Genomic DNA, 22,775 nt, shown 5'->3' on the forward strand with positions numbered 1-22,775 from the left:
ACTTTGATTGACTATAACTAAAGGTTTATCAGGTTAAGACCTTTTCCAGTTCATGCTGTTGCCACAGGGATTGATACAACCCTGATTGTTGAAGCAATTCTTCATGGGTACCAGTTTGAACAATCCGTCCGTGATCCATGACAAAAATGCGGTCAGCCTGGGCGGCGGCGGAAAGTTGATGGGAAACAAAGATGACTGTGTTATTTCTGCGGGCCAGGTAATGCAGAATGCGGGTGGCGGTTTGGTTATCCACGCTAGAAAGGGCATCGTCCAGCACCAGTAGAGGCGCATCGAGAATTAAAGCTCTGGCTAGGGCAGCTCTTTGCCTTTGACCACCGGACAGGGTGATGCCCCTTTCCCCCACTAGGGTTTGGTAATGTTGGGGAAAATTAGCAATTTCCTGGTCTAAATGGGCCTGTTGGGCCGCTTGCTCAATCGCCGTGTCGTTTTGACTCGGATCACTATAGGCAATGTTTTCGGCAATGGTGGCACTGAACAAAAAACTATCCTGGGGCACAAAGGCGATCGCCGAACGCAAGTCGCTGAGGGCAATTTGGGTAATGTCGTAATCGTCAATGAAAAGTTGGCCGGGGGCAATGTCCAGCAAACGGGGTAGAGCATTAACCAGGGTAGACTTACCGGAACCAATGGGCCCCACAATGGCCACCATTTCCCCAGGATAAACAGTGAAATCCACTTGCTCCAGCGCTGGCAGATCACTACCGGGATAGGAATAGCTTAGACCATGGGCCGTAATTTTTCCCGTGGCCCTATCAGGACTGAAAGGTAGGGGCTGGGGAATGGTCAAAATTTTCGGAGTAGTTTGAAAAATAGCTTCCACCCGCTGGATACTCACTTCCCCCCGTTGATAGGCAGTGATAGTAAAACCCAGCAGAGCAGTGGGGAAAACTAACCGCTCCACCAAAATAATTAAGGCAATGAAATCGCCAATGGTTATACTGCCGTCTTGAATTAAACCGGTACCAAAGGCCAGCAAAATGAGCAAACTTACGTAGGCTAAACCCTCAATTAAAGGAAAGAGAAAATTTCTAATGCGGGCTAGTTTGAGGTTGGCCCGGAGTAATCCCTGGTTCCGGGCTTGGAAAGCTTCTCGTTCATTATCTTCCTGGGAATAAATTTTGATTAAACTGATGCCGCTCATGTCCTCCTGCACCAGCTCGCTCAAAGCCGATAACTCTTCCTGCACCTCCAGTTGGTAATCCCGTAACTTGCCGCTGAACAAATTGACACTCATCAGCATCAACGGATAAACGGAAACCGCCAGTAGGGTAAGGGGAATATGGAGGGCAAACATGGCCGGGATGGTTAGAGCATAGGCAAAAATAGTGTTGATCAAACTCAACACCGCAAAACCTACTAAACGGCGAATATTCTCCACATCACTGGTGGCCCGGTTGATCAAATCTCCAATGGTATTCTCGGTAAAGTAAAGAGGTTCTAGCTTGAGCAGATGGTCAAAAATTTTCTGTTTGAGCTCATATTCCACCTGGCGACCTACCCCAAAAATAAGAATGCGGGAGGCCATACGGATAAACCACATTAGGGAGGCGAGAACAACAATCAGCACCACAATGCGGGCCACATCCGATGCTTGAAAGGGAGGCATCAAATCGTCAATGCTATCCCGCATCAAAATGGGAATATAAACCCCCAGGGCATTGGCCAAAAATAGAGCAAAAGTTCCAGCTCCGATCGCCCGCCAATGGGGACTCAAGTAACGAAGTAATTGTTTTACGCTGGGGGCGGCCATGGGGGAAATTTAAAGGGAAAACAGCTTAGATCCTAACCCATTTATTCCTTCACTTGTTTGGTTCACAGAGCCTAGGTCAATTGACACACTCCCCGCCCTGAAGGGCTAGGATTCCCCACCACGCCTCAATCTAACAATAAAAATTGGTCACTGAATGGGGTTGACGCTTCTTTGGGTCGTACCCCCTAGGTGGTCTTACCATCCCTCCACAGCCGTTTAAACTCTCCGAATGTCCTCCGGCGACTAACCAAACATAAGCTATTGAATTTTGCTGTTTGCCTTCAAGGTTGGACTTTAGACCATTGCCTCTCTAGGGTTCTCTGCGCCTGCTCACACCGTAGCCGTTTCAACGTCCCTTGAGTCCAGAGGGGGAAGAGTTAATAGCTCGAAGTTGTCTTAACAAAAGTCCCCCTAAAGGGCCAGGCTTGTATCCTATTTTTTTTGTCATCTTTGAGGCTGTTCAGGAACTGGCTATCTCCCCATTGTTCCAGAGTTGTTTGAAATAGGCCGAATCGGTGGCGTACACTGCTAGAAGGCTTTGTTTTATCCAGTTTTTGGGCGCTATGGCTATGGGTGTAAATGTGTTGACGGGGGATATTGGCGGCACCAAAACTATTTTGGCCCTGGTGAGGGTGGAAGATCACAGTGCTGGAGCTTGTAAACCGGTAACTCTGTTTGAGCAGACTTACAGTAGTCAGGCCTTTGCTGATCTGGTGCCCATGGTTCAGCAGTTCCGCCAAGAAGCAGCCCTTGTGCTGGGCAATCCCATCTCCGTTACCAAAGCCTGTTTTGCCATTGCTGGTCCCGTGCTCAACAATGTCTGTCGTCTCACAAATTTAGACTGGCATCTCTCCGGCGATCGCCTGGCCCAGGAATTAGCCATTGCCCAGGTTAGCCTAATTAACGATTTCGCCGCCGTGGGTTACGGTATTTTGGGGCTCGGACCAGAAGATTTGCTCAGCCTCCAATCTGCCCCAATGGATCCAACAGGGGCGATCGCCATTTTAGGGGCCGGTACTGGATTGGGACAATGCTACGTAATTCCCCAGGGCCAGGGAAGATACCAGGTTTTTGCCTCCGAAGGTGCCCACGCAGACTTTCCCCCCAGATCGCCGTTGGAATGGCAGTTATTGCAATACCTAAAAGATCGTTACGGTTTTAGCAGAGTTTCCATCGAACGGGTGGTATCCGGCATGGGTATCGCCATGATTTACGAATTTTTACGACATCATTACCCAGAGCGGGAATCAGCCAAATTTGCTCAACTCTACCAAACCTGGCATCGGGAAAAAGACCAAGGGGAAAAAACAGTTGACTTAGCGGCGGTGGTGTCCCAGGCAGCTTTGGAAGGTACGGACAATTTAGCCACTCAAGCCATGGAAATGTTTCTGGGGGCCTACGGAGCGGAGGCGGGCAACTTAGCCCTGAAATTACTTCCTCGGGGTGGTCTATATGTGGCTGGTGGCATTGCCCCAAAAATTGTGCCCCTACTGGAAAAGGGGAGTTTTATGCAGGGCTTCAGCGATAAAGGCAGAATGCAAACACTAATGGGCACTATTCCCGTGCAAGTGGTGTTGAATGCAAAAGTTGGCCTCATTGGCGCGGCGGTTTGTGGTGCCCAGTCCCATTGATGGTGAGTGATACTGGCAAAAAACCATGTCATCGGCCCAAACGGTTTTCAATGCCTTCACAGCCCCCAGGGATAGTTTTCCTGGTTAGCGTTCCCCCCCAGCTACAGCAATAGCATCTCTGCTCTTCACTCATATTTTTAACGTTGTTAAAGTTGGCATTTTCCACCACTGCACCGGTATATTCACCGGTTTCATAGTTGGGAATATGGTTTCGACTGCGGGGACTAGCCTTATCCCCGGTGCCATAAAACAGGCGGGTTCCTTTGAGGTCAGCCCCATCTAGGTTGGCTTCGTACAAGACGGTTCTGGATAAATTGGCTTTGACCAAATCCACCTGACTAAGATTGGCTCGGATTAAATAAATTTCACTTAGATCCACCCAACGCAAATCCTGCCCCACTAAATCCGCCGCCACTAGCATTACTCCTAAGTTAATAACCCTTAGGCCATGGATGCGGTCTTCTTGGTAGCCCCCCATACCATCAAAAATGGGGCGACCAAGGTAATAGTCCCGTTTTAGGGGGGTAAGCAGTCGGGATTGGGAAAGAAATCGCAAAATTTTGGCTTTCCCACCGGAATCCACACTGGCCAGGATGGCCGCCGTTCTGCCTTCGGCAAAGGCCCTTTCTTGGGGCCAATCTTCCAACATGCCTTGATCACTTAAAGCTAGTTCCGATATACCTTGAAAGTAGGCATCAATGGTTTGTTGTTGGGTGATGCGATTTTGTTGAATAGTTAAGTCTTTAGAAATGACGTATTGTTGCCAGGCAACATACACCGCTAGCACGGCGATCATAATTTGTCCCAGGGCCCCTACCCATTCTGCCCAGGAACCAAATTCATCGTATTTAAATTGGTTGAGCCAATATTTGGCGGAACGATAAATACCTAAATAGTGGGCCAAAGCGGCGATCGCCAGGACAAAACCGAGACCCCCCAAGAGAGAACGCCGTTCTTGGACAGTGAGATAGTGCTGTACCCAGGATCTGATGGTGGGCAGGATAACCTGGAGGGAAAACATCAGCGCCAATATTGCCGAAGTAAATCCCAACCAAAGCCAGTGGAAAATTAATCCCAGTCCCATAGCTCCCACCGTTACGAGTAGCAGCCAGGGCATAGCCGGATCGATGGATTCTTGAAACACCCATTGGGGTAAAGAGCGGCGCGGCGGACTACTTTCCCCTGGTCCTAGGGCTGGAGGCAAATCGGGAAACTCGTTGGGCATAGCCAAAACATTGAGGACAAGGGCAATTGCTAGGATTTTACTGGATACCAGCGGTGGTTATCCAAGGCGAAGATCGCTGTGAGGAGTTCTTTGGGCTCATGCACCAAAAAGTCCGGCTTATACTCCTGTAAAATTGCCGGGGGACTAAATCCCCAAGCAACGGAAATCATGGTTAACTTACTTTTCTTGGCCGCACTGATGTCCCTAGTTTCGTCCCCCACATAAACCACTTCATGGGCTTTGAAATTATGTTCCTTCAGCACCCGGTTAATGATGCGATTTTTGCCAAACAAGGTGGTGCCCGCCTTAACAAAATCGAACATATGCTCTAATCCGTTGTTGCGTAAAAATATTTGCACGTTATCACCCAAGTTGGAGGTGACAATGCCCAGGGTATAACCCTTTCCCTTAAGAATTGTCAGCACTTCTTTCACGTCTCCATAGGGCTTGAGGTCTTTAATTTCCTTGCCCAGTTCTTTTTTAAAACGTTTAAGAATAAAAGGGATTTTAAACGGAGAAACTTGGGAATACTTGATAATTTCCGACGAACTTAGTTGCTTGAGTCGGGCCAACTCTGCTTGGTCCACCGCCGGATAGCCAAACTCATCCGCCAAGCGATTGACGATGGCAAAAAAGGCATCGTGGGTATCGGCAATGGTACCGTCAAAATCAAACAATACAGCTTTAATGGCCATGGTGAAGAGGGCGGGCCAACTATTTGGTCAGTCCTTCATTGTAGATTAGCCCGGGCGTTCCGCCGTAACATAGCAGGCTTTATTCTCCTCAGGGCTGAGGCGGTGAATTGCTTTTGCCAATCCATTTCATTGATCTGGGCCAGGGCTTGTAAATCCGGGTTGAGATTTCCTGGATAGGGATGAAAATCTTCCACATCCGTTACCTGGGCAAAACGCTCATTCCAGGGACACACATCTTGGCAAATGTCACACCCTGCCACCCAACCTTGTAAATTGTTAGCGATCGCCGTTGGCAGAGTTTCGGCGCGGTTTTCAATGGTGTGGTAAGCAATACATTTATTACTGTCCACCACAAAAGGCTTGACAATGGCCTGGGTAGGACAAGCTTCCAGACAACGGGTGCAGGTGCCACAATGGTGACCGTGGGGGCGATCGCCAGCGAGGGGGAGGTTAGTGACAATTTCCCCCAAAAACAACCAACTGCCATAATCTCGACTGATTAAATTGCCGTTTTTCCCTACCCAACCTAGGCCGGCCCGTTCCGCCCAAGCCTTATCCTGAATGGGCCCGGTGTCAACGTAATAACGGCTGAGTAAATCTGGTACCTGTTGTTCCAGCCAGAAATTGAGAGCTTTGAGCTTTTTGGTCAACACCCGATGATAATCCCTTCCCCAGGCATAGCGGGAAATTTTGCCATGGACTGGATCCCCACTGCGACGGTGGGAAGTGTAATAGTTCAGGGCCACCGCAATCACCGATTGAGCCGACGGTAATAGCTCCCTAATATCTTGCCGTTTGGGGTTAGCCATCCAGGCCATGTCGGCGTTGTAACCCAGGGCTAACCAATTTTCCAACCGTTGGACAGCCAGATCACTTTCCGTTCCCGACACCGAAGCAATGCCCACCCGATGGAAACCGATCGCCAAGGCTTGGGCTTTAATGTGTTCCTCTAGGGGAGTTTGGGACATGACCTTAGCCTAAAAAAGTGAACACTGGGTTCACCCCATCTGGGATTGGAGATAGTTTTGCAGACCAATTTTTTCAATTAGACCCAACTGTTTTTCCAGCCAATAGGCGTGGTCTTCCTCCGTATCCGCCAAAATTTTCAACAGTAGATCCCGGCTTTGATAATCCTGTTCTTGTTCACAAACCGCCATGGCTTCTTTGAGATTAGCAATGACCTGATACTCGTAATCCAGATCGTATTGCAACATTTCCGGCACCGTTTTACCCACCCGGATGGGGTCCTGCTGGGAAAGATCCGGGGTTTCTTCCAAAAATAAAATGCGCTCAATCAGCATGCTGGCATGGGCCGTTTCGTCATGCATTTCGTGGTCAATGCGGCTGTAGAGCTTTTGTAGACCCCAATCTTGGTACATGCGGGAATGGATGAAATACTGGTCCCTAGCGGCCAGTTCCCCCCGCAATAGCTTGTGGAGTTGGGCGAGGACGGCGGGTTTACCTTTCATAATCAAATTCCTTGACAATCGATTGGGCTAATCTGATTTTAGCCGTTAATCAGCGTCTGGGTCGTTGAGGCTTGATGGGGAAGCAGAGCAATTCTAGTTTCGCCGGTGCAAAGATCAAAGCCGACTGCGGAGGGTAAATTCATAATCGCCACCGGGTTCCAACTGATAATCACTGCGCTCTAAAAAACGCCCTAGGGGTTCAAAAATGAGCGATCGCCCTAGGGAAGGTTGCACCCGCAATTTACCGCCCCGAAAATTCCAGTGGAATTGCCATTCATAGTCCCCGGCCCGTACTTCCCCTGCCATAAAACCTCCGGGCCAGGAATGGGCAGTCACTCTTAGGTGGGCTTTGGTTTGGGGCATGGGCAGAGAAATTAGGCAATGGATTGAACGATGGGGAGAAAAATGATGTCTGAAAACTGCCTTTAGTTAATGGGGGATTGGGGGTCGAGATTTTCGGTTTTAGTCTCAGGACGACCAAACATATCGTCCAATAAACTGTACAAAACCGGTACTACCACCAAACTGAGCACCGAAGAAGTAAATAAACCCCCAATGATGGCGATCGCCATGGGTTGTCTGAGTTCTGCTCCGGCTCCTAGACCTAGGGCTAGGGGAAGCATGCCCAAAATAGTGGAACTGGTGGTCATCAAAATGGGCCGCAGACGGACATGGCCCGTTTGTAAAAGAGCGTCCCGCCGGGATAAACCCTGATGCCGCAGTTGATTAGCGTAATCAATTAGCAAAATGGCGTTTTTATCCAACAACCCTAGGAGAAAAATTAACCCAATTAGAGAAATCATGCCAAATTCGCTCTGGGTTAACAACAGTCCTAACATGGCCCCGACAATGGATAAGGGCAAGGAGAGTAGCACCACCATGGGTTCTAGCAGGCGGCGGAATAGTCCCAGAAAAATGGCCGCCATACCCAAAATGGAAAGCCCAAAAGCAAGGGCAAATTCCCGAAACACCGAACCGACCCGGGCCGATTCCCCCTGGATGCTCAGTGCTACCCCTTCCGGCAATAATCCTTCGGCGATCGCCGTTACCTGTTGGGTTAAATCCCCCAGGGCTGAGTCGGGCAAAAGGGAGGCATTGAGATAAACCGCCCGTTGTCCCCGTAGACGGACAATGCCAGTACTTTCAGGTTCGGCCCCCGTTAATGTGACCTGGGTTAATCCTGGCAAGGCCGCCACCTTTTCCCGCAGCGTTTCCCCGGTGGCCTGTAAAACGTCCAAGTCTTCCCCCAGCAGAGCCAGCTTCAGGGGCGTATCATCCCCCGTTTGCACAAAGAGGATATTTTCCACCCTGGTGGTCACCCTGGGAATTGCCGGCAGAGTTTCCCGCACTTCCGTTTGCACCGTTTGGGTTGTCCCCTGGCGATCGCCCTTGAGTTTGACGTAAATTTTGCCCTGGAGGGGATTGCCCTGGGTTCCCACCACCGTAAACGTTTCCGCCACCGCTGGATTTTCTAAAATGGGTGGTTCCAATTGTTCAGCCACCCGTCGCCCCCGCCGTAACAACACTGCTTCTGGATTAACAGCTAATTGATCGATCCAGCTGAAAGCTCCTCCGGTTCCTTCTCCATTGCCTCCACTAGCGCTGGGGGGAGCAGATAAAGCCCCGGCAATTTTGGGCGGTGCGGATTGAAAAATAACGTTAAACTCTCCCCGGTCAAGGTTGGGAATAAAACCCTGGGGAATGAGGGGAATAATGGCCAAGCCCCCCATTAAGCTAGCTAGAGCCAGGACAATAATCCACCAGCGGTGCCCCAATGACCAAGCCAAAATCCGTTGGTAACGATCGCCGAAGGCATCTAAACCGCGACTGAACCAAGAAGTTGAGCGTTGGGGTTGAGGTCTTAACCACAGCACTGTCAACACGGGGGATAGGGTGCGAGCCACTAATAGGGAAACTAGCACAGCGGCGGAGACGGTGACCGCAAAGGGAAAGAAAAATTCCCCCAGGGTTCCCCCCAGCAGAGCTATGGGCAAAAACACCACCACAATGGAAAAAGTTGTGGCAGATACGGTCAGACCAATTTCCTGGGTGCCATTTTTGGCCGCCCTCTTCGGTGGCTCCCCTGCTTCAACGTGGCGGGCAATGTTTTCCACATCGACAATGGCATCGTCCACCACAATGCCGATAATTAATGCCAAAGCCAACAGAGTCAGGGTTTCCAGGTTAAAACCCAGCACCGCCATGACAATAAACGTTCCCAGCAAAGAAAGGGGAATGGCGATCGCCGAAATTAAAGTGGCCCAGATGCTACGGAGAAAAGGATAGATAATCAAAACCGCCAGCAGGATCGCCCCCAACAAAGCGTCAATGGTGGCCTGGGTTGCTTCCCGGATGTAACCCGCTGTGGTTTCCGCCTCAATGAACTCTAACTGGGGAAAATTCGGAGTCTGCTGGGCAATTAACTGCTCCACCCGGTTTACCACTTCCAAGGTATTGGCCTGGGCTGTTTTGACCATCTGCACCGCCAACACATCCTGGCCATTGTGGCGGGTTAACGTGGGGGGATTAATGGTTTGTGCCGCCGATGCCTTGATCCCTGGGGGGCGAAAATTGGCATCCCCCAGTAGATCCACCCTTAATACTCCATCAATACCCTGTAGCTGAGGTATGATTTTTTCCCGCAACGGCCCGGCCATTTCCTCCAGAGATAACTGCTCGGATGCAACGGCATAGGTCACCGCCACCGATTCATTGAGGTTATAGGGGGACACCGTCATATCACTGTCGGCCGGCAACATCACTCCCCGCAAAGATTGCTCCACCGCTGTGGTGGCTTCTTCCAGGGACTGGCCCATCAGAAAAATTACCGAAACCACCGTTTGCCCGGGATAGGTGAAAGATTGCACATCCGCATCGGCGATGGTGAGCAGTTTTTCCTCTAGGGGAACGGTCAATTTCTGCTCCGTTTGGGTCAAATCCAACCCGGTGCCACTGCTTTGAACAATGACCACCGGAAAACTCACCTCCGGAAACAGGGCATATTTAAGGGAGCTAAAAGCCAATAGCCCCGCCACGGCGATCGCCAACCAAAAACCAATGGTGAACCGGGGATGGTCAATGGCCCAATGGGAAAGATTCCAGCGGGGAGCACGGGGGGACTGCATCGAGGGAATTCCTAAAATTTTTGGCGGAGGTTAGTGCAAAACAGATCAATTTGCACCTCGGCTAATCTAGCAGAACATGGCCTGGGTCAATCTTTCCCTATGGATTGTCTTGGGGCCGGAACAGTTAAGGCTGAGGAAAATCTGCTACCATCACCGAGAAGATCAACCCATCCCCCTTCCGAACCAGCTTTTCCATAAACCGTTGTGATTTTTGAGCAGGGCATTGAAATTAACGCTAGTGCCACAGTGGTGGAACGGTGTTTCACTGATTTGGAGCTGATGCAACTCTGGCTCAATCCCGTCTTGCGTTGTGAACCCATCGGCCAATGGTCCACGGCGATCGGCGGCCGCAGTCGTTTCACGATCCAGATTCCTCTGCTCAAACCCAGCCTTAAAAGTGTGGTGGTGGAGCGATCGCCAGGGTTAGTGGTGTGGCAGTTTAAAGGATTTTTCCAGGGGCAAGACCGCTGGGAGTGTCGTCCCCTAAAAGAAGGCACCTATTTGCTGAACCGATTCGAATTTACAGTACCTAATCCCATTGTCCAATGGGGTTTTCAGACCTTTGCCGCCCGCTGGACCAGTGCGGATATGCAAGCCCAACTGCGGCGTTTAAAACAAGTGGCAGAAAGGGAATATATCAACAGTGGCCTGCATAATTAGCCCATATTGACAGCGAGTTTGGTAGAAAAATTTGCATAAGCCTATCCCTGCCCAATCTGGTTATACCCTGCCCGTGTTTGCCTGTGCGGCGGCGATCGCCGCTGTGGAGACCCTATTAACAGGTAACTGTCCAGATGTGGTTAGGTTAGATTTATTGGAACCCGCCGTAATAGCAGAAATCCCGGTTGAGCAGGGGGCCTTACTAGATAACCAAAGGGCGTTGGCCATTACCCGCAGTGAACCGGGGGACAACTTGGATCTAACTCGCCATACCCCTGTTTGGGCAGAAGTGGCATTTACCCCGGGACGGGGAGAATTAATCATTAAAGGGGGAGAGGGTATTGGCAAACAGATCAATAAAAATGATGAAGCGGCCATTTACAGTTATGCCCAACGACTCCTAGGCCAGCATTTGCAACCTTACCTAGATGGGGAGCACAATCTAACAGTTACCTTAATTTTGCCCTTTGGTCGTACATTAGCTACCCGCACATCCAACTCAGCTTTTGGCGTAGTGCAAGGTCTTTCCCTCCTGGGAACCAGTGGTGTTGCCCAACCCCTAAGCGCCCCGGAACAATTGGCGGATTTCCAGCAAAAATTGCAAAATTTAGCCCGCCGACAGCGATGTTTAGTTTTTTGTCTAGGGGAAAATGGTTTAGATTTAGCTCGACAATGGGGCGTCCAGCCGGATCAAATGATTAAAACGGCCAATTGGTTGGGGTCCATGCTGGTGTCAGCGGCAGAAGCGGCAGTAGCGGAAATTTTCCTTTTGGGTTACCACGGCAAATTAATCAAACTGGCAGGGGGCATTTTCCACACCCATCATTATCTGGCCGATGCCCGTTTGGAAATTCTCACCGCCCAGGCTGTACAAGCGGGCTTACCCTATCCCCTAGTGGCGGAACTTGGCCAAGGGGCCACCACCGAAGCAGGGTTAAAACGATTACGCCATTGGCAAACGGAGCAAAATTATCCTTGGGTTGATGTCATTTACCAAGCCATTGCTGAAACCATCGATCGCCGTTCTGAAGAATATGTTTATAAACTTAGCCAACGCCGTCTCAAAGTAGGGAGCTTACTGTTTGATGGCGATCGCCAACCCGTGGCGATTAGTGCCCAGGGTCAAACCATAATGCAAAGCTTGGGGCTAAGCATATCGAACAAATATTAGTAACTCACTCTTCGACGAGTGGTGGTTCAATTTCCTCTACCATTTCCTCTTCCTGCACTGTCTCAATTTCATCGATGGCTGCTTCATCAATGGTTTCAACTGGTTGAGCCGGTTCGGATATTTCCCCGGACTCTGACCCTAGTTCCGCTGCTTGGGGTTCCGACAACAACGGCGAAGTGGGCTCTAATGCATTTTCCTCAATACTTTCTGGAGCAATGGGCACATCCGTCGCCGATTCGACAGGGGTAGATGTGGGAGCCTCTTCCAATTCTAATGTGGTTTCAGTTCTCTCAATTTCATCGATGGCTGCTTCATCAATGGCTTCAACGGGTTGATCCGGTTCGGACAATTCCACCTCCTCTTCTAGAGGTAAAGGCTCGGAGGCAGTTTCTATTTCCACCAATTCTTCCGTTTCTTCCGTAGGTGATATGCCAAAGGGCAGTTTCAAACCGACAATTTCGTAAGCCTCTGCCACAGGTAGATCCCCTCGCATTAAACGCGAAAAAGCATCTTGACCATCGGGCTGATAATTAATCACCCGCACCGTGTTGTTGAAACGGTTAGGTACCAGATTACCCCCTTCATCGATGAATTCCAACTTGAGCCAATTTTCCCCAGTTTCAAAACCCTCCAGATAAACGGGCTGCCACTGGTCCACCAGAAAGCTTTGATTGTTAACGGTGACTCGAATACGCCAATCGTTCAAGTCGGGGTCATTTGCGGCGGCAATGTGGAGGGGGGCGTTGGTCAGGTAATAGTCCAAAAGAATTGGTTCAGCACCGTAATCCCCTTTGGGACGACTATAGGTTAATAGGGGTAAATCGGGGTCGGGATTGTTGCTATCGGTTTTGGTCAGAACGTGGAACGTCACCTGGGCGTAGGCCCCATCATTTTTATAACTTTCATGCCAGGGGCGAACAGGAAAGGCCCTGAGGGTATGGGTACCCGGCTCCAAATCCTCTAGAACAATGGGTTGGTCTAGGTTGTAAATGGCCCGGTAGGGTTCGTTATCGAGAATTAAGTGGACGTGGGCCCGGAGAGGAACGCTGTCATCGTTGCTCAGGGGTAGGTCTTCTGCTTGGAGTTGCACCGTCACCGTTGTTTTTTTGATCACCGTGTCCGGAGCGGGGGAAACAATTTTTAGTTGGGGTTGGTACTGATTAAAACTGGGGGCCAACGCCTGCAACGCTTTAGGGGGGGAGACCTCCCGCAGATTACCCACTTGCACTGGCTCACTTGTTTTCACCAAGGGTGGTGGCTCCGATGCCGACAGGGATTGACAGCCCCCCAAACCAATGGCGATCGCCAGCAGAAATATGGCCGCTATGGCAAGGGCTCCAAAACGATACCTCCGCCCGCTGTGGTTATCTTTAATTCGCCAATGGCGATCAAGCACGGCGTTAATCCCCTCTAATTGTTGATGGTTAATATTATTGATCTAGTTACTGATCTAACCAATATTTGCCTGCGGTCTCCCGATTTTCCACCTTGGGCAGTCCCATGCTGTAATTCAACACCCGACAGTCCAGGTTGTAGCTAATTTTTCCCTGTTGCAGTAGGTCACGAATGAAATGTTCCAAATCTGAGCCAATGCGTCGCAAATTGTAATCCGTTAAATCTTCGCCGCCGTAGGATTCCACCAACCCATCAAAACGACGATAAACCTGCTGCAGAGCGTCCTCATTCCAAATAAATTCGTTATCGGGGTCCACATCCATAGTGAGGACATTATCACTAGGAATCAATTCATTGCCTTGGACTTCAGCGGTAAAAATGCGAATGTGACGGGTGGTCGATTTAACAAGCATGGCAGTCAATTAGGCCTCTGGAGGTCAAAAGTAATTGTAGACAAATTTGCCCAGGGGTGGCGACTGGGTAGGAAAGAAACCCAGCCTAACCCCATTCCCACAGTAGATTCCCTGAGTGAGTAGGCTCTGATTTAGTACTATTTATAGTTTTTGACGCACTCTTCCACCAGGGGCAGTACCGCATCCACATCTTTCCATCCCAGGATTTCCGTCACCTTTTTCTCTAGGTTTTTATAGGAACGGAAAAATTCGGCGATTTCGTCTAAACGGTGACCCGCCAGGTCATTGATGGATTTAACGTAGGTGTAACGGGGGTCCTTATCGGGAACACAGAGAATTTTTTCATCCCGATCGCCGCCGTCAATCATTTCCAACATACCAATGGGTCGAGCGGCAATGACGCAACCGGGGAAGGTGGGTTGATCCATAATCACCATGCCATCCAAGGGGTCACCATCATCGGCGAGGGTATTGGGGATAAAACCGTAATCGTAGGGGTAATGTACCGAAGAGTAGAGTACCCGGTCGAGGGCAAAGCAATTCAAATCTTTGTCGAACTCATATTTATTTTTGCTCCCTGCGGGAATTTCGATCAACACATTGATCAAACTGGCTTTGGGCTGGGCAGGAATACGGCTTAGGTCCACAATTTTTCTCCAACAAAGTACAAAAGAGTCACAACAAAATGGGGTCGAAACCCGATCGCATTTTACTCGCTGGGCTCCCCCCGCACTAGGGGAACCTCCGGCATTTCCCTTTGGCTCTTCCCAGGCCATAATGAATCCGTTGCCCATTCCTGATTGATCATTTTCTATGACCCTTTTTTCCCATTCATCGCCATCCACTGCTTTAACGGTGCCGAGCCTGGGGAAATTGGACAATATCGAGCTTTCCCTAGTTTTGCCCACCTACAACGAAGGGGAAAATATCCAAGCCATGGTGGCAACCCTGGTGGAACTGTTGGAACACGGTTGGTCTGGAAAATATGAGTTGATTGTGGTGGACGATGACAGCCCTGATTTGACCTGGAAAATAGCCTTGGAGTTAAGCCAACTCTATCCCCAATTGCAGGTGATCAGAAGGACAGAGAGGCGAGGTTTATCCACAGCGGTGATCACAGGTTGGCAAAGGGCTAGGGGGGAAATTTTGGCGGTTATTGATGCAGATTTGCAGCATCCTCCCCAGGTTTTGTTAGCTCTGTTAGCGGAAATGGAGCGGGGAGCAGATCTTGCTGTTGCTAGTCGTCACCAGCCCGGAGGAGGGGTCAGTCAATGGAGTTTAGTCCGCAGGTTACTATCCCGGGGAGCGCAAATGTTGGGTTTATTAATTCTGCCGGAGGTCATTGGCCGCCTATCGGATCCCATGAGTGGTTTTTTTGTGGTTAGGCGTCAGGCGATCGCCAATTGTCCCTTAAGCCCCGTGGGTTACAAAATTTTGATCGAAGTGGCGGCCCGGGGAAGAATCCATTGGTTGGCAGAAGTGGGCTATGTTTTTCGGGAACGGCGATCGGGGCAAAGTAAAGTTACCTGGCGCCAGTATGTGGAATATCTCCAACACCTGTTGAAATTGAGACTGTCCCTTTCCTCGCGGTTTTTGCAATTTTGCGCCGTGGGATTGACCGGGGTCGGGGTGGATATGTTGATTCTATTTATGCTCACCGAACCATCCATGGGGGACTTGCCCCTGAGCCGCAGCAAAATCATCGCTTCCCAATTAGCAATTCTCAACAATTTTTTTTGGAATGACCGTTGGACTTTCCGGGACCTAACCCAAGGCCAAAAAAGTTCGTCCCAAACAGCCAAACGTTTGCTCAAATTTAATTTAATTTGTTGGGCTGGATTGGGAATTAATCTAATGTTGTTAAATATCTTCTTCAACTTTTTGCATTTCAATACTTACCTGGCCAATGCCCTGGCGATCGCCCTAGTCACAATTTGGAACTTTTGGTTTAACGTCAAACTCAGTTGGCGGGTAACCGATGTCAACCATCAACTCCATTGAACCTACTCTAAGGAGAGTTAAGCGAATAAAGCAAAACCCATTGGGTCTTGGGAAATTAGAAAACCATTTCTTAACCCATGGGCAAAGTTGCTACAAACAATACAAGCAAAAACTAATCAATTAATCTTCCCAGGAACTACTCATCCGGCTCGATGGTGCTAGAAAGTCCATGGCTCCGTAGGGTTTCACAGTAGAACTCAGCGTGTTCCAACTCACAGGTAATCACCAAAGACATACCGTTAACATGGGCTTCCATCATAATATCCACCGCTTGGGGCTGGGTCATACCCGCCACCGTTTGGATCAAAGTCTGCACCACATGCTCCATTGAGTTGAAATCATCGTTGTGCAGTAAAACCCGGTAACGGGGTGCGTGTTTACGGATTGTGCTATTGCTGGGCTTGTTTAAAACTTCGGTCGCCATCATTTACCTCCCTGGACGAAAACGGAGAAACGTCAGATTCCCTAAGATTATAGCCAATTACCCCTTTAGGTCATACACCATTGCCTAGTTTCAAGTGCCCAAAGATGGAGTCTTGCGCCCTCAATTTTTACTTTTGGAGTAACATTACCCCCGGGTCGGCAAGTGGGAGAAAGGATTAGACCATGCACCCCGTCAAGACTCTGGGATAAAGAAAAAAGGAAATGACTATGCTCCTAGCTGGAAATTATCAAAAATAGACCAACTGATACCATCAAGCCGCCGGCCAGATAGTTAATTATTTGCTTATTTTTCTTTTTGATAAGTAACGTTGACCGGTCAGCAAGGAAAGCATAAAACAGCTTCACCCCTCCCACTGTTACAGCCGCAGTTAACAATATAACTACCGTATCCAGATAGGCCACATTATTGACGTCAACGAAAATGGGTAAAAATCCTAGATAAAAAAAGACAGCTTTCTGATCCGCCAGGGTAATTAATAGACCAGTCAAAAAGCTAGACGATAGGGATTTAGCATCGACTTTGATTAAATTACTATCATAAACCTTGGCCCTGAGGGTATTAACTCCCATCAGAATTAGATAAATTCCACCGATATATTTTACGACGATAAAAAATTCCCCCATTGTCTGTTCTAGAAAAGACAATCCCCAGAGGGCAATCAGAATAAAAAGCATATCCCCCAAAACAATGCCTAGGGTGGTAAACAATCCGTGGATAAACCCACCGCTGGCACTTTTGCTAGAAACGGTCAACACGCTCAGGCTGGGAATGGACGAAAGTATCACCATTGCACCAAATAAGCCGATTATGTTAGACCAATCCATGGTTAACTGCATGGCTATTTTGCGTTAGAAAGCATAGGGAAAAATCAGCTACTTCTGAGGATTTCTAGGGTCACATCTCCATCAAAATCGGGAATGGGAGCTTGGCATTTGGTCAGAGCAACTTTAACTTGTTTGGTTTTACCTGTCGCTAAAATGGCATCGGCGATCGCCTCGACCAGTTTCTCAAGCATTTTAAATTTAGACTCACGGATCAGCTTTTGGACGATCGCCACCGCATCGGCGTAGTTGAGGGTATCGTTAAGGTCGTCGCTTTGGCCAGCCTTAGCCAAGTCAATCCAAATGGTTAGATCCACTTCAAACCATTGGCCCAAAAACTGTTCCGCATCGAAGTAGCCGGTGTAACCATAGGCCCGAATGCCCTTAACGTTTAGCGTATCCATAAATTGATTGAGTATTAACTGACTACCGGATGGAGAACCGAAAATTAAGGGCTCCCAGCTAACCATGGTATGATCACCCCGTCAAAAATTGCCATAAACTTTCCTCTGCCATGCCTCCCCAATTTCCTTTAGCCACGGTTGGTGCGCTGGTTACTGCTCCCGACGGTCGAGTTTTAATTGTCAAAACCACCAAATGGCGGGGGACCTGGGGGGTGCCGGGGGGCAAAGTAGAATGGGGAGAAAGGTTGGAAACAGCCCTAAAACGGGAATTTCAGGAGGAAGTGGGCTTAGATTTGCTGGACATAGAATTTGCCCTGGTGCAGGAAGCAGTCAACGATCCCCAGTTTCACTGCCCAGCCCATTTTGTTTTGCTTAATTATTATGCCCGGTGTGAATCTACGGTGGTGGTTCCCAACGAAGAAATTGTCGAATGGCAATGGCTGACTCCCCAGGAAGCCCTTAGTTTTCCCCTCAATAGTTTTACTAAATTGCTGTTAGAAGATTATCAAATAAGATTTAACTTACTCAAAAAGATTATCTAAAAAGTCCAGCATAATTTAATTAACTTAGTGGTAACTTAATGGTGACAATCAACTCCAGCAATTGGACGTTAGAAGAAAGAATTGGCCAATTAATTGTGGTGCGGGCCTCAGGGTTTTTATTTGATCACCAAATTCGTTACCCAGCCTGGGAGGCAGATAACCAAACCTTGCAAAATTGGCTAACAAATCTCAATTTAGGCGGCGTAATTTTGCTGGGGGGCAGTGGAGCAGAATTGGCTTTACGCACTGCTCAACTGCAAAACTGGGCATCCACACCCTTACTTTTAGCAGCGGACATCGAAGAAGGGGTGGGGCAAAGATTTCCTGGGGCAACATGGTTTCCCCCTCCCATGGCTTTGGGGAGTATTGCCGAAAAAAATCTAGATTTGGCTAAAAATTATGCCCGTCAAATGGGACAAACCATTGCCCAGGAAGCTGTCGCAGTGGGATTAAATTGGATTTTGGCCCCAATCGCCGATGTGAATAACAATGCCGATAATCCGGTAATTAATGTGCGGGCCTTTGGGGAAACTCCAGGGATTGTGGGGGCGTTGGTACAGGAATTTATTGCGGGAACTCAAAGTTTCCCCGTACTAACTTCTGCTAAACATTTTCCTGGCCATGGGGACACCAGTACCGATTCCCATTTGCATTTGCCCGTTATTCCCCACACCATTGACCGGCTCGAACAAATCGAGCTACCTCCTTTTCAGGCGGCGATCGCCCAGGGGGTGGATAGTGTCATGACCGCCCACATTCTTGTTCCTGCTTGGGATGGAAAAAATCCTGCCACTTTGTCCCCAACTATTTTGACCGGACAATTAAGGCAAAAACTGGGTTTTAACGGCATTATCGTCACCGATGCGCTGATTATGGGAGGTATTACGGACATTGCTAGCTCTGGGGAAGTGGCTATCCGGGCCTTGGAAGCAGGGGTGGATATTCTGCTGATGCCCCCCGATCCGGTGCCAGTAATTACGGCGATCGCCGAAGCGGTGGAGTTGGGTCGTTTAACGGAAGCCAGAATTGAACAATCTTTACAACGGGTGTTAACTGCCAAACAAAAATTAGCACCTGTCCCCGACCCCAGAAATTTCACCGGTAGTTTACAACCCCAACCAGCCCGTAAATTAGTCGATCAAATTCTTACTACAGCATTGGAAACCGGGGGAGATTTGCCCCTGGCTAACCTAGGCGATCAACCGGGAAAAAACTTAATTGTTGTCGATGATTTACTTGCCGCCGACTTTATAGACCGAGCTTGTCCTGCTTTAACTTTGCCGATCAAAGGAGGATACACGGCCAAAATCCTTACTCCAGACTTGTTGGAGCACTATCCCCTTGGTCAAAATCCATTTTTGCTCCAGGTATTTATTCGGGGCAATCCCTTCCGGGGCACTGCCGGTTTAACATCCACAACCCAAGCTCTGTACCGTCAATGTTTAACCAATCCATTTTTACAAGGGCTAATCATTTACGGCAGTCCGTACGTTTTAGCCTGGTTCCAAACCCAAATAGCTGAACTTTGTCCCTTTTTACCTTGGGTTTTTTCCCATGGCCAAATGCCCCAAGCCCAGGCGATCGCCGTTAGAAAACTTTTTGGCTGGGAAGAATTATCAAACCTAAGGGTTAAAGACGGTATTTTTACCAATTAAGTAATGTTTAAATTGAATTTTTTAATCTTTGTTTTAAATGCATTCTTTGCTTGCTAACTCCAATTAATTTTTAGAAACGTTCCACCTGCAAATTAAAGCTTGGCAGTACATTCTCGCCACTTAAAACCGCCGGTAAAGACATTACTTCTACGGGTTTATTGAGTCGATAAATTTCCACTGCCTGTCTTTGGGGATCAATCAACCAGCCAAGCCGCAATCCACTGGCTAAATACTCTGCCATTTTTGTTTGTAGCGCTTCCAGGCGATCGGTGCGGGAACGCAATTCTAATACAAAATCAGGACAAAGGGGCGGAAATTTTTCCTGGTCTTCAGGACTGAGATTTTGCCATCGTTCTAGGCTAACCCAAGCGGCATCGGGGGAACGATCGCCCCCTTGGGGCAAACGAAAGATAGTCGATGAACTAAAAACTTTTCCCAGCCTAGTTTGTCGGTTCCAAAGTCCTAAATCGATGAGAAAATCAGCTTCCCGGTTACCACTCACACCACCCACCGGAGCCATGATAATTAATTCCCCCTGTTGGCTACGTTCCAATTGGCGATCGGGGTTAGCGATACACAGATTGTAAAATTGCTCATTAGTTAAGTTAACCTGATCTAAATTTAACATTACTGTGTTCATGTTAATTTCTGATGGTGAATCTTGGAGAACATTCCCCCCAGGGTGGGGGGATTAGAACATTTTTCAAACTTTTACAAGCTAACTATTCAAGCCATTCCGTGTGGAAAAATTCTCCCCGGGGCTTATCGGTTCGTTCATAGGTGTGAGCGCCAAAATAATCCCGTTGAGCTTGGGTCAGATTTTGGGGAAGTACGGCCCGTCGATAGCTGTCGAAGTAGTCCAAAGAAGAACTAAAGGCCGGCACCGCAATGCCCATTTCGTTGGCTAGGCTCAACACTTCCCGCCATGGCCCCTGGCGGTCCAAAATACTTTGCTTAAACTCTGGGGCGAGGAGCAAATTAGCCAACTGGGGATTATCCTTGAAAGCCTTCTTAATCTTGTCCAAAAAGCCGGCTCGGATAATGCAACCGCCTTTCCAAATGCGTGCGATTTCCGGCAGATTAACGTCGTAACCAAATTCCTGGGAAGCTTTGGCAATTAGGGCCATGCCCTGGGCATAGGAACACATTTTCGAGCAATAGAGAGCGTCCCGTACTTTGGGAATCCAGGCTTCCACGTCACCACTAAAAGCTTTAGTGGGGCCCGATAGTTGGCTAGAAGCGGCCACCCGTTCTTCTTTGAGGGAGGACATTACCCTGGCGTTAACGGCGGCGTAAATGGTGGGGATAGGAACCCCTAATTCCAAACCGCTCATTACCGTCCAGCGTCCTGTGCCCTTTTGCCCAGCGGCATCGAGGATATAATCGATTAAATGGCCTCCCGTTTCCGGATCTTTATAGGCAAAAATGTCGGTGCTGATTTCAATCAGGAAAGAGTTCAACTCATCGGTCTGATTCCATTGGCCAAAAACTTCATGGAGTTTTTCGTTACTCAGGCCCAAGCCGTTTTTCAAAATGTCGTAGGCTTCGGCGATCAGTTGCATATCACCATACTCAATGCCGTTGTGGACCATTTTGACGTAATGTCCTGCTCCCCCTGGGCCAATGAAAGTCACACAGGCGGGATTATCGGGGTCCTCCACTTGGGCGGCAATTTTGGTCAGAATGGGTTCCAATTCTTGGTAGGCGGCCGGGGTACCACCGGGCATTAAACTGGGGCCTAGCAATGCACCCTCTTCCCCTCCACTGACTCCCATGCCAACAAAACCTAGGCCGGTGGCTTCCAGATCTTTGGTGCGCCGTTCCGTATCTTCATAGAGGGAGTTACCACCATCAATGATCATGTCTCCTTCTTCCAACAGGGGTTTGAGCTCATTGATCACCGCATCCACGGGGCCCCCAGCTTTAACCATCACGAGGATTTTGCGGGGGCGCTCCAACAGTTGGACAAATTCTTCTACGGTGTAGGCGGCTTTGATATCTTTGCCCACAGCCCGTTCGGCCATGAATTTTTCAGTTTTGTTCGGAGAACGGTTAAATACGGCGATGGGAAAGCCTCGACTTTCCACGTTGAGGGCAAGGTTTTCCCCCATTACCGCCAGTCCGATCACCCCAAAGGTTCGCTTATTCATAATAGCTAGGTTAGATTGCACGATTGGGCAAGGTTAATTTCCTTAAGGTTACATCGCATTTTTTATTTGCTACTCCAGAGGGAAAATTTTCCCAAAAAAATTAGGTTTTTTGAATTAGTGAGTAAAAGCCTGCAAAGTAAAAATTCTCGGCCCGTGACAAACAATTGACGATCGCCAACCCATTTTCACAGTGGCCCATGGCGATAATGGGCAACCACTAGGTCAAAAAAGTCTGCCACAGGGGGCATTTGCAAACGATCCACCGTTGTCACCACCGATACCTGCCGCCGGAAATCCTGGCGATCGCCAGACTCGGGGCAAAATAGATAGCGCACGGAAAAATTGGGATCATCCAGCACTGGTTTAACCAAAGATTGGGGCATCAGCGCAATCATTTCACTTTCTTGTACTACTCCATAAAAAGCTTCAGGAATATTTAATTCCAGGCTAACATTGAGGGGAATTTCCCTACGACTGAACTCATCTTCCACCAAGCGGCGCATCCGGTAACCATCTTTAAAAATAACTTGGGGATAGGGGCCTAAATCCTGCCAAGTGATGGTTCTTTTTTCCTTCAGGGGATGATTACCAGCCATTAAAACGCAAATTTGCTCTTCATAGAGGGGCTTTATGGCCAAATCCTTAGTGTTAGTTAAACTGCGATGACTCATGACAATGGCTACATCCACCAAGCCGTCCTGTAAAACCTTCAACGCTCGGTCACTGCCCAGGGCCGTAACCCGTAATTGAATTTGAGGATGTTCTAGGCAAAACTTAGGCAATAAAGTAGGCAAAGAAGAGATGCAAACTGAATGGATTGCCGCCACACATAATTCCGTTTGTTTACCCTGAAAAAGGCTACTAATTTCTTCACTAGCTATGTCCCATTCCTGACAAATTTTCCTTGCCCGCCGCAGAAATAATTCCCCCGCTACCGTTAGCTTAGCCTGGGCTCCCCGGTGAAATAGTTGACATTTAAGCGCGGATTCTAAACCCTGAATTTGCCTACTGATGGTAGATTGGGTCACTTCTGATTGTAATGATGCCTGCTGAAAACTGCCTAGTTCTGCAACTTTTAAAAAAGCCTGTAACTGTTCTAGTCGCATAGGTTGGTTTTCGGGGAAAAAGTGAGATAATAAACTCTTTTTAGCTATAGCATTTTCCATTTCTCCAAACTGTTATTGATGTACTTTTCTTCGGGC

General features: G+C 48.7%; 22 protein-coding genes. 6 read left to right on the top strand and 16 right to left on the bottom strand.

Going from position 1 to position 22,775, the window contains the following annotated elements:
* Positions 1 to 28: 28 nt before the first annotated feature.
* Positions 29 to 1,771, bottom strand: a complete 1,743-nt coding sequence (locus D082_RS12170; RefSeq protein ID WP_028947381.1) for an ABC transporter ATP-binding protein — start codon at positions 1,769 to 1,771, stop codon at positions 29 to 31.
* Positions 1,772 to 2,334: 563 nt separating this feature from the next.
* On the opposite strand from D082_RS12170, the gene glk reads away from it, so the two are divergent.
* Positions 2,335 to 3,402, top strand: coding sequence for a glucokinase (gene glk / locus D082_RS12175; RefSeq protein ID WP_202963081.1), 1,068 nt, complete (start codon positions 2,335 to 2,337; stop codon positions 3,400 to 3,402).
* A 28-nt stretch (positions 3,403 to 3,430) separates the two neighbouring features.
* Here glk and D082_RS12180 read toward each other — a convergent pair whose 3' ends face one another.
* The 6 genes from D082_RS12180 to D082_RS12205 form a co-directional block, all read right to left on the bottom strand.
* Positions 3,431 to 4,627 (bottom strand): pentapeptide repeat-containing protein, encoded by a 1,197-nt coding sequence (locus D082_RS12180; protein ID WP_028947379.1) that lies wholly within the window; start codon positions 4,625 to 4,627, stop codon positions 3,431 to 3,433.
* 29 nt (positions 4,628 to 4,656) lie between these two features.
* The gene (locus D082_RS12185) at positions 4,657 to 5,322 is read right to left on the bottom strand and encodes an HAD-IA family hydrolase (protein ID WP_028947378.1); all 666 of its coding nucleotides are present in this window, start codon (positions 5,320 to 5,322) and stop codon (positions 4,657 to 4,659) included.
* A gap of 35 nt (positions 5,323 to 5,357) precedes the next feature.
* On the bottom strand, positions 5,358 to 6,290 hold the full coding sequence (gene queG, locus D082_RS12190) for a tRNA epoxyqueuosine(34) reductase QueG (protein ID WP_038530879.1): 933 nt from the start codon (positions 6,288 to 6,290) through the stop codon (positions 5,358 to 5,360).
* A gap of 30 nt (positions 6,291 to 6,320) precedes the next feature.
* Positions 6,321 to 6,791, bottom strand: a complete 471-nt coding sequence (gene bfr, locus D082_RS12195) for a bacterioferritin (RefSeq protein ID WP_028947376.1) — start codon at positions 6,789 to 6,791, stop codon at positions 6,321 to 6,323.
* Positions 6,792 to 6,905: 114 nt separating this feature from the next.
* A complete protein-coding gene (locus D082_RS12200) occupies positions 6,906 to 7,154 on the bottom strand; it encodes a DUF3146 family protein (RefSeq protein WP_038530883.1) in 249 nt (82 codons plus the stop codon).
* 62 nt (positions 7,155 to 7,216) lie between these two features.
* Positions 7,217 to 9,916, bottom strand: a complete 2,700-nt coding sequence (locus tag D082_RS12205; RefSeq protein ID WP_051738841.1) for an efflux RND transporter permease subunit — start codon at positions 9,914 to 9,916, stop codon at positions 7,217 to 7,219.
* 204 nt (positions 9,917 to 10,120) lie between these two features.
* Between D082_RS12205 and D082_RS12210 the strand changes: the two genes are divergently transcribed.
* Together D082_RS12210 and cbiD are read left to right on the top strand one after the other, a co-directional pair.
* A complete protein-coding gene (locus D082_RS12210; protein ID WP_028947374.1) occupies positions 10,121 to 10,576 on the top strand; it encodes an SRPBCC family protein in 456 nt (151 codons plus the stop codon).
* Between the two features lie 31 nt (positions 10,577 to 10,607).
* Positions 10,608 to 11,747, top strand: coding sequence for a cobalt-precorrin-5B (C(1))-methyltransferase CbiD (cbiD, locus tag D082_RS12215; protein WP_081857655.1), 1,140 nt, complete (start codon positions 10,608 to 10,610; stop codon positions 11,745 to 11,747).
* A 4-nt stretch (positions 11,748 to 11,751) separates the two neighbouring features.
* On the opposite strand, the gene D082_RS12220 is transcribed toward cbiD, so the two are convergent.
* From D082_RS12220 to D082_RS12230, 3 genes are all read right to left on the bottom strand, one after another.
* The gene (locus D082_RS12220) at positions 11,752 to 13,143 is read right to left on the bottom strand and encodes a hypothetical protein (protein ID WP_238546720.1); all 1,392 of its coding nucleotides are present in this window, start codon (positions 13,141 to 13,143) and stop codon (positions 11,752 to 11,754) included.
* 46 nt (positions 13,144 to 13,189) lie between these two features.
* Positions 13,190 to 13,555, bottom strand: a complete 366-nt coding sequence (locus D082_RS12225) for an NAD(P)H-quinone oxidoreductase subunit M (protein WP_028947372.1) — start codon at positions 13,553 to 13,555, stop codon at positions 13,190 to 13,192.
* Between the two features lie 137 nt (positions 13,556 to 13,692).
* A complete protein-coding gene (locus tag D082_RS12230; RefSeq protein ID WP_028947371.1) occupies positions 13,693 to 14,202 on the bottom strand; it encodes an inorganic diphosphatase in 510 nt (169 codons plus the stop codon).
* Between the two features lie 166 nt (positions 14,203 to 14,368).
* Between D082_RS12230 and D082_RS12235 the strand changes: the two genes are divergently transcribed.
* Positions 14,369 to 15,556, top strand: coding sequence for a glycosyltransferase (locus D082_RS12235; RefSeq protein ID WP_028947370.1), 1,188 nt, complete (start codon positions 14,369 to 14,371; stop codon positions 15,554 to 15,556).
* A 136-nt stretch (positions 15,557 to 15,692) separates the two neighbouring features.
* Here the strand turns inward: D082_RS12235 and clpS are convergent, their stop codons facing one another.
* The 3 genes from clpS to folB all read right to left on the bottom strand — a co-directional run bounded on the left by clpS (position 15,693) and on the right by folB (position 17,292).
* A complete protein-coding gene (gene clpS, locus D082_RS12240; RefSeq protein WP_028947369.1) occupies positions 15,693 to 15,980 on the bottom strand; it encodes an ATP-dependent Clp protease adapter ClpS in 288 nt (95 codons plus the stop codon).
* A 233-nt stretch (positions 15,981 to 16,213) separates the two neighbouring features.
* Positions 16,214 to 16,837: a LysE family translocator gene (locus tag D082_RS12245; RefSeq protein WP_038530887.1), complete on the bottom strand. Its 624-nt coding sequence runs from the start codon at positions 16,835 to 16,837 to the stop codon at positions 16,214 to 16,216.
* A gap of 32 nt (positions 16,838 to 16,869) precedes the next feature.
* Positions 16,870 to 17,292: a dihydroneopterin aldolase gene (gene folB, locus D082_RS12250; protein WP_311134289.1), complete on the bottom strand. Its 423-nt coding sequence runs from the start codon at positions 17,290 to 17,292 to the stop codon at positions 16,870 to 16,872.
* A gap of 44 nt (positions 17,293 to 17,336) precedes the next feature.
* Here folB and D082_RS12255 point away from each other — a divergent pair, with 44 nt between their 5' ends.
* Together D082_RS12255 and D082_RS12260 are read left to right on the top strand one after the other, a co-directional pair.
* Complete coding sequence (locus tag D082_RS12255; protein ID WP_028947366.1) at positions 17,337 to 17,768, top strand: NUDIX domain-containing protein; 432 nt, start codon at positions 17,337 to 17,339, stop codon at positions 17,766 to 17,768.
* Positions 17,769 to 17,806: 38 nt separating this feature from the next.
* Positions 17,807 to 19,423, top strand: coding sequence for a glycoside hydrolase family 3 N-terminal domain-containing protein (locus D082_RS12260; RefSeq protein ID WP_028947365.1), 1,617 nt, complete (start codon positions 17,807 to 17,809; stop codon positions 19,421 to 19,423).
* A gap of 70 nt (positions 19,424 to 19,493) precedes the next feature.
* Here D082_RS12260 and D082_RS12265 read toward each other — a convergent pair whose 3' ends face one another.
* The 3 genes from D082_RS12265 to D082_RS12275 form a co-directional block, all read right to left on the bottom strand.
* A complete protein-coding gene (locus D082_RS12265) occupies positions 19,494 to 20,063 on the bottom strand; it encodes a Uma2 family endonuclease (RefSeq protein WP_028947364.1) in 570 nt (189 codons plus the stop codon).
* Between the two features lie 82 nt (positions 20,064 to 20,145).
* Entirely contained in the window at positions 20,146 to 21,573 is a 1,428-nt protein-coding gene (gnd, locus tag D082_RS12270) for a decarboxylating NADP(+)-dependent phosphogluconate dehydrogenase (protein WP_028947363.1), read from the bottom strand.
* 185 nt (positions 21,574 to 21,758) lie between these two features.
* Positions 21,759 to 22,679: a LysR family transcriptional regulator gene (locus D082_RS12275; protein ID WP_028947362.1), complete on the bottom strand. Its 921-nt coding sequence runs from the start codon at positions 22,677 to 22,679 to the stop codon at positions 21,759 to 21,761.
* Positions 22,680 to 22,775 lie beyond the last annotated feature (96 nt).

Origin of the sequence: Synechocystis sp. PCC 6714 (genome assembly GCF_000478825.2) — a bacterium.
Classification (GTDB): Bacteria; Cyanobacteriota; Cyanobacteriia; order Cyanobacteriales; family Microcystaceae; genus Synechocystis.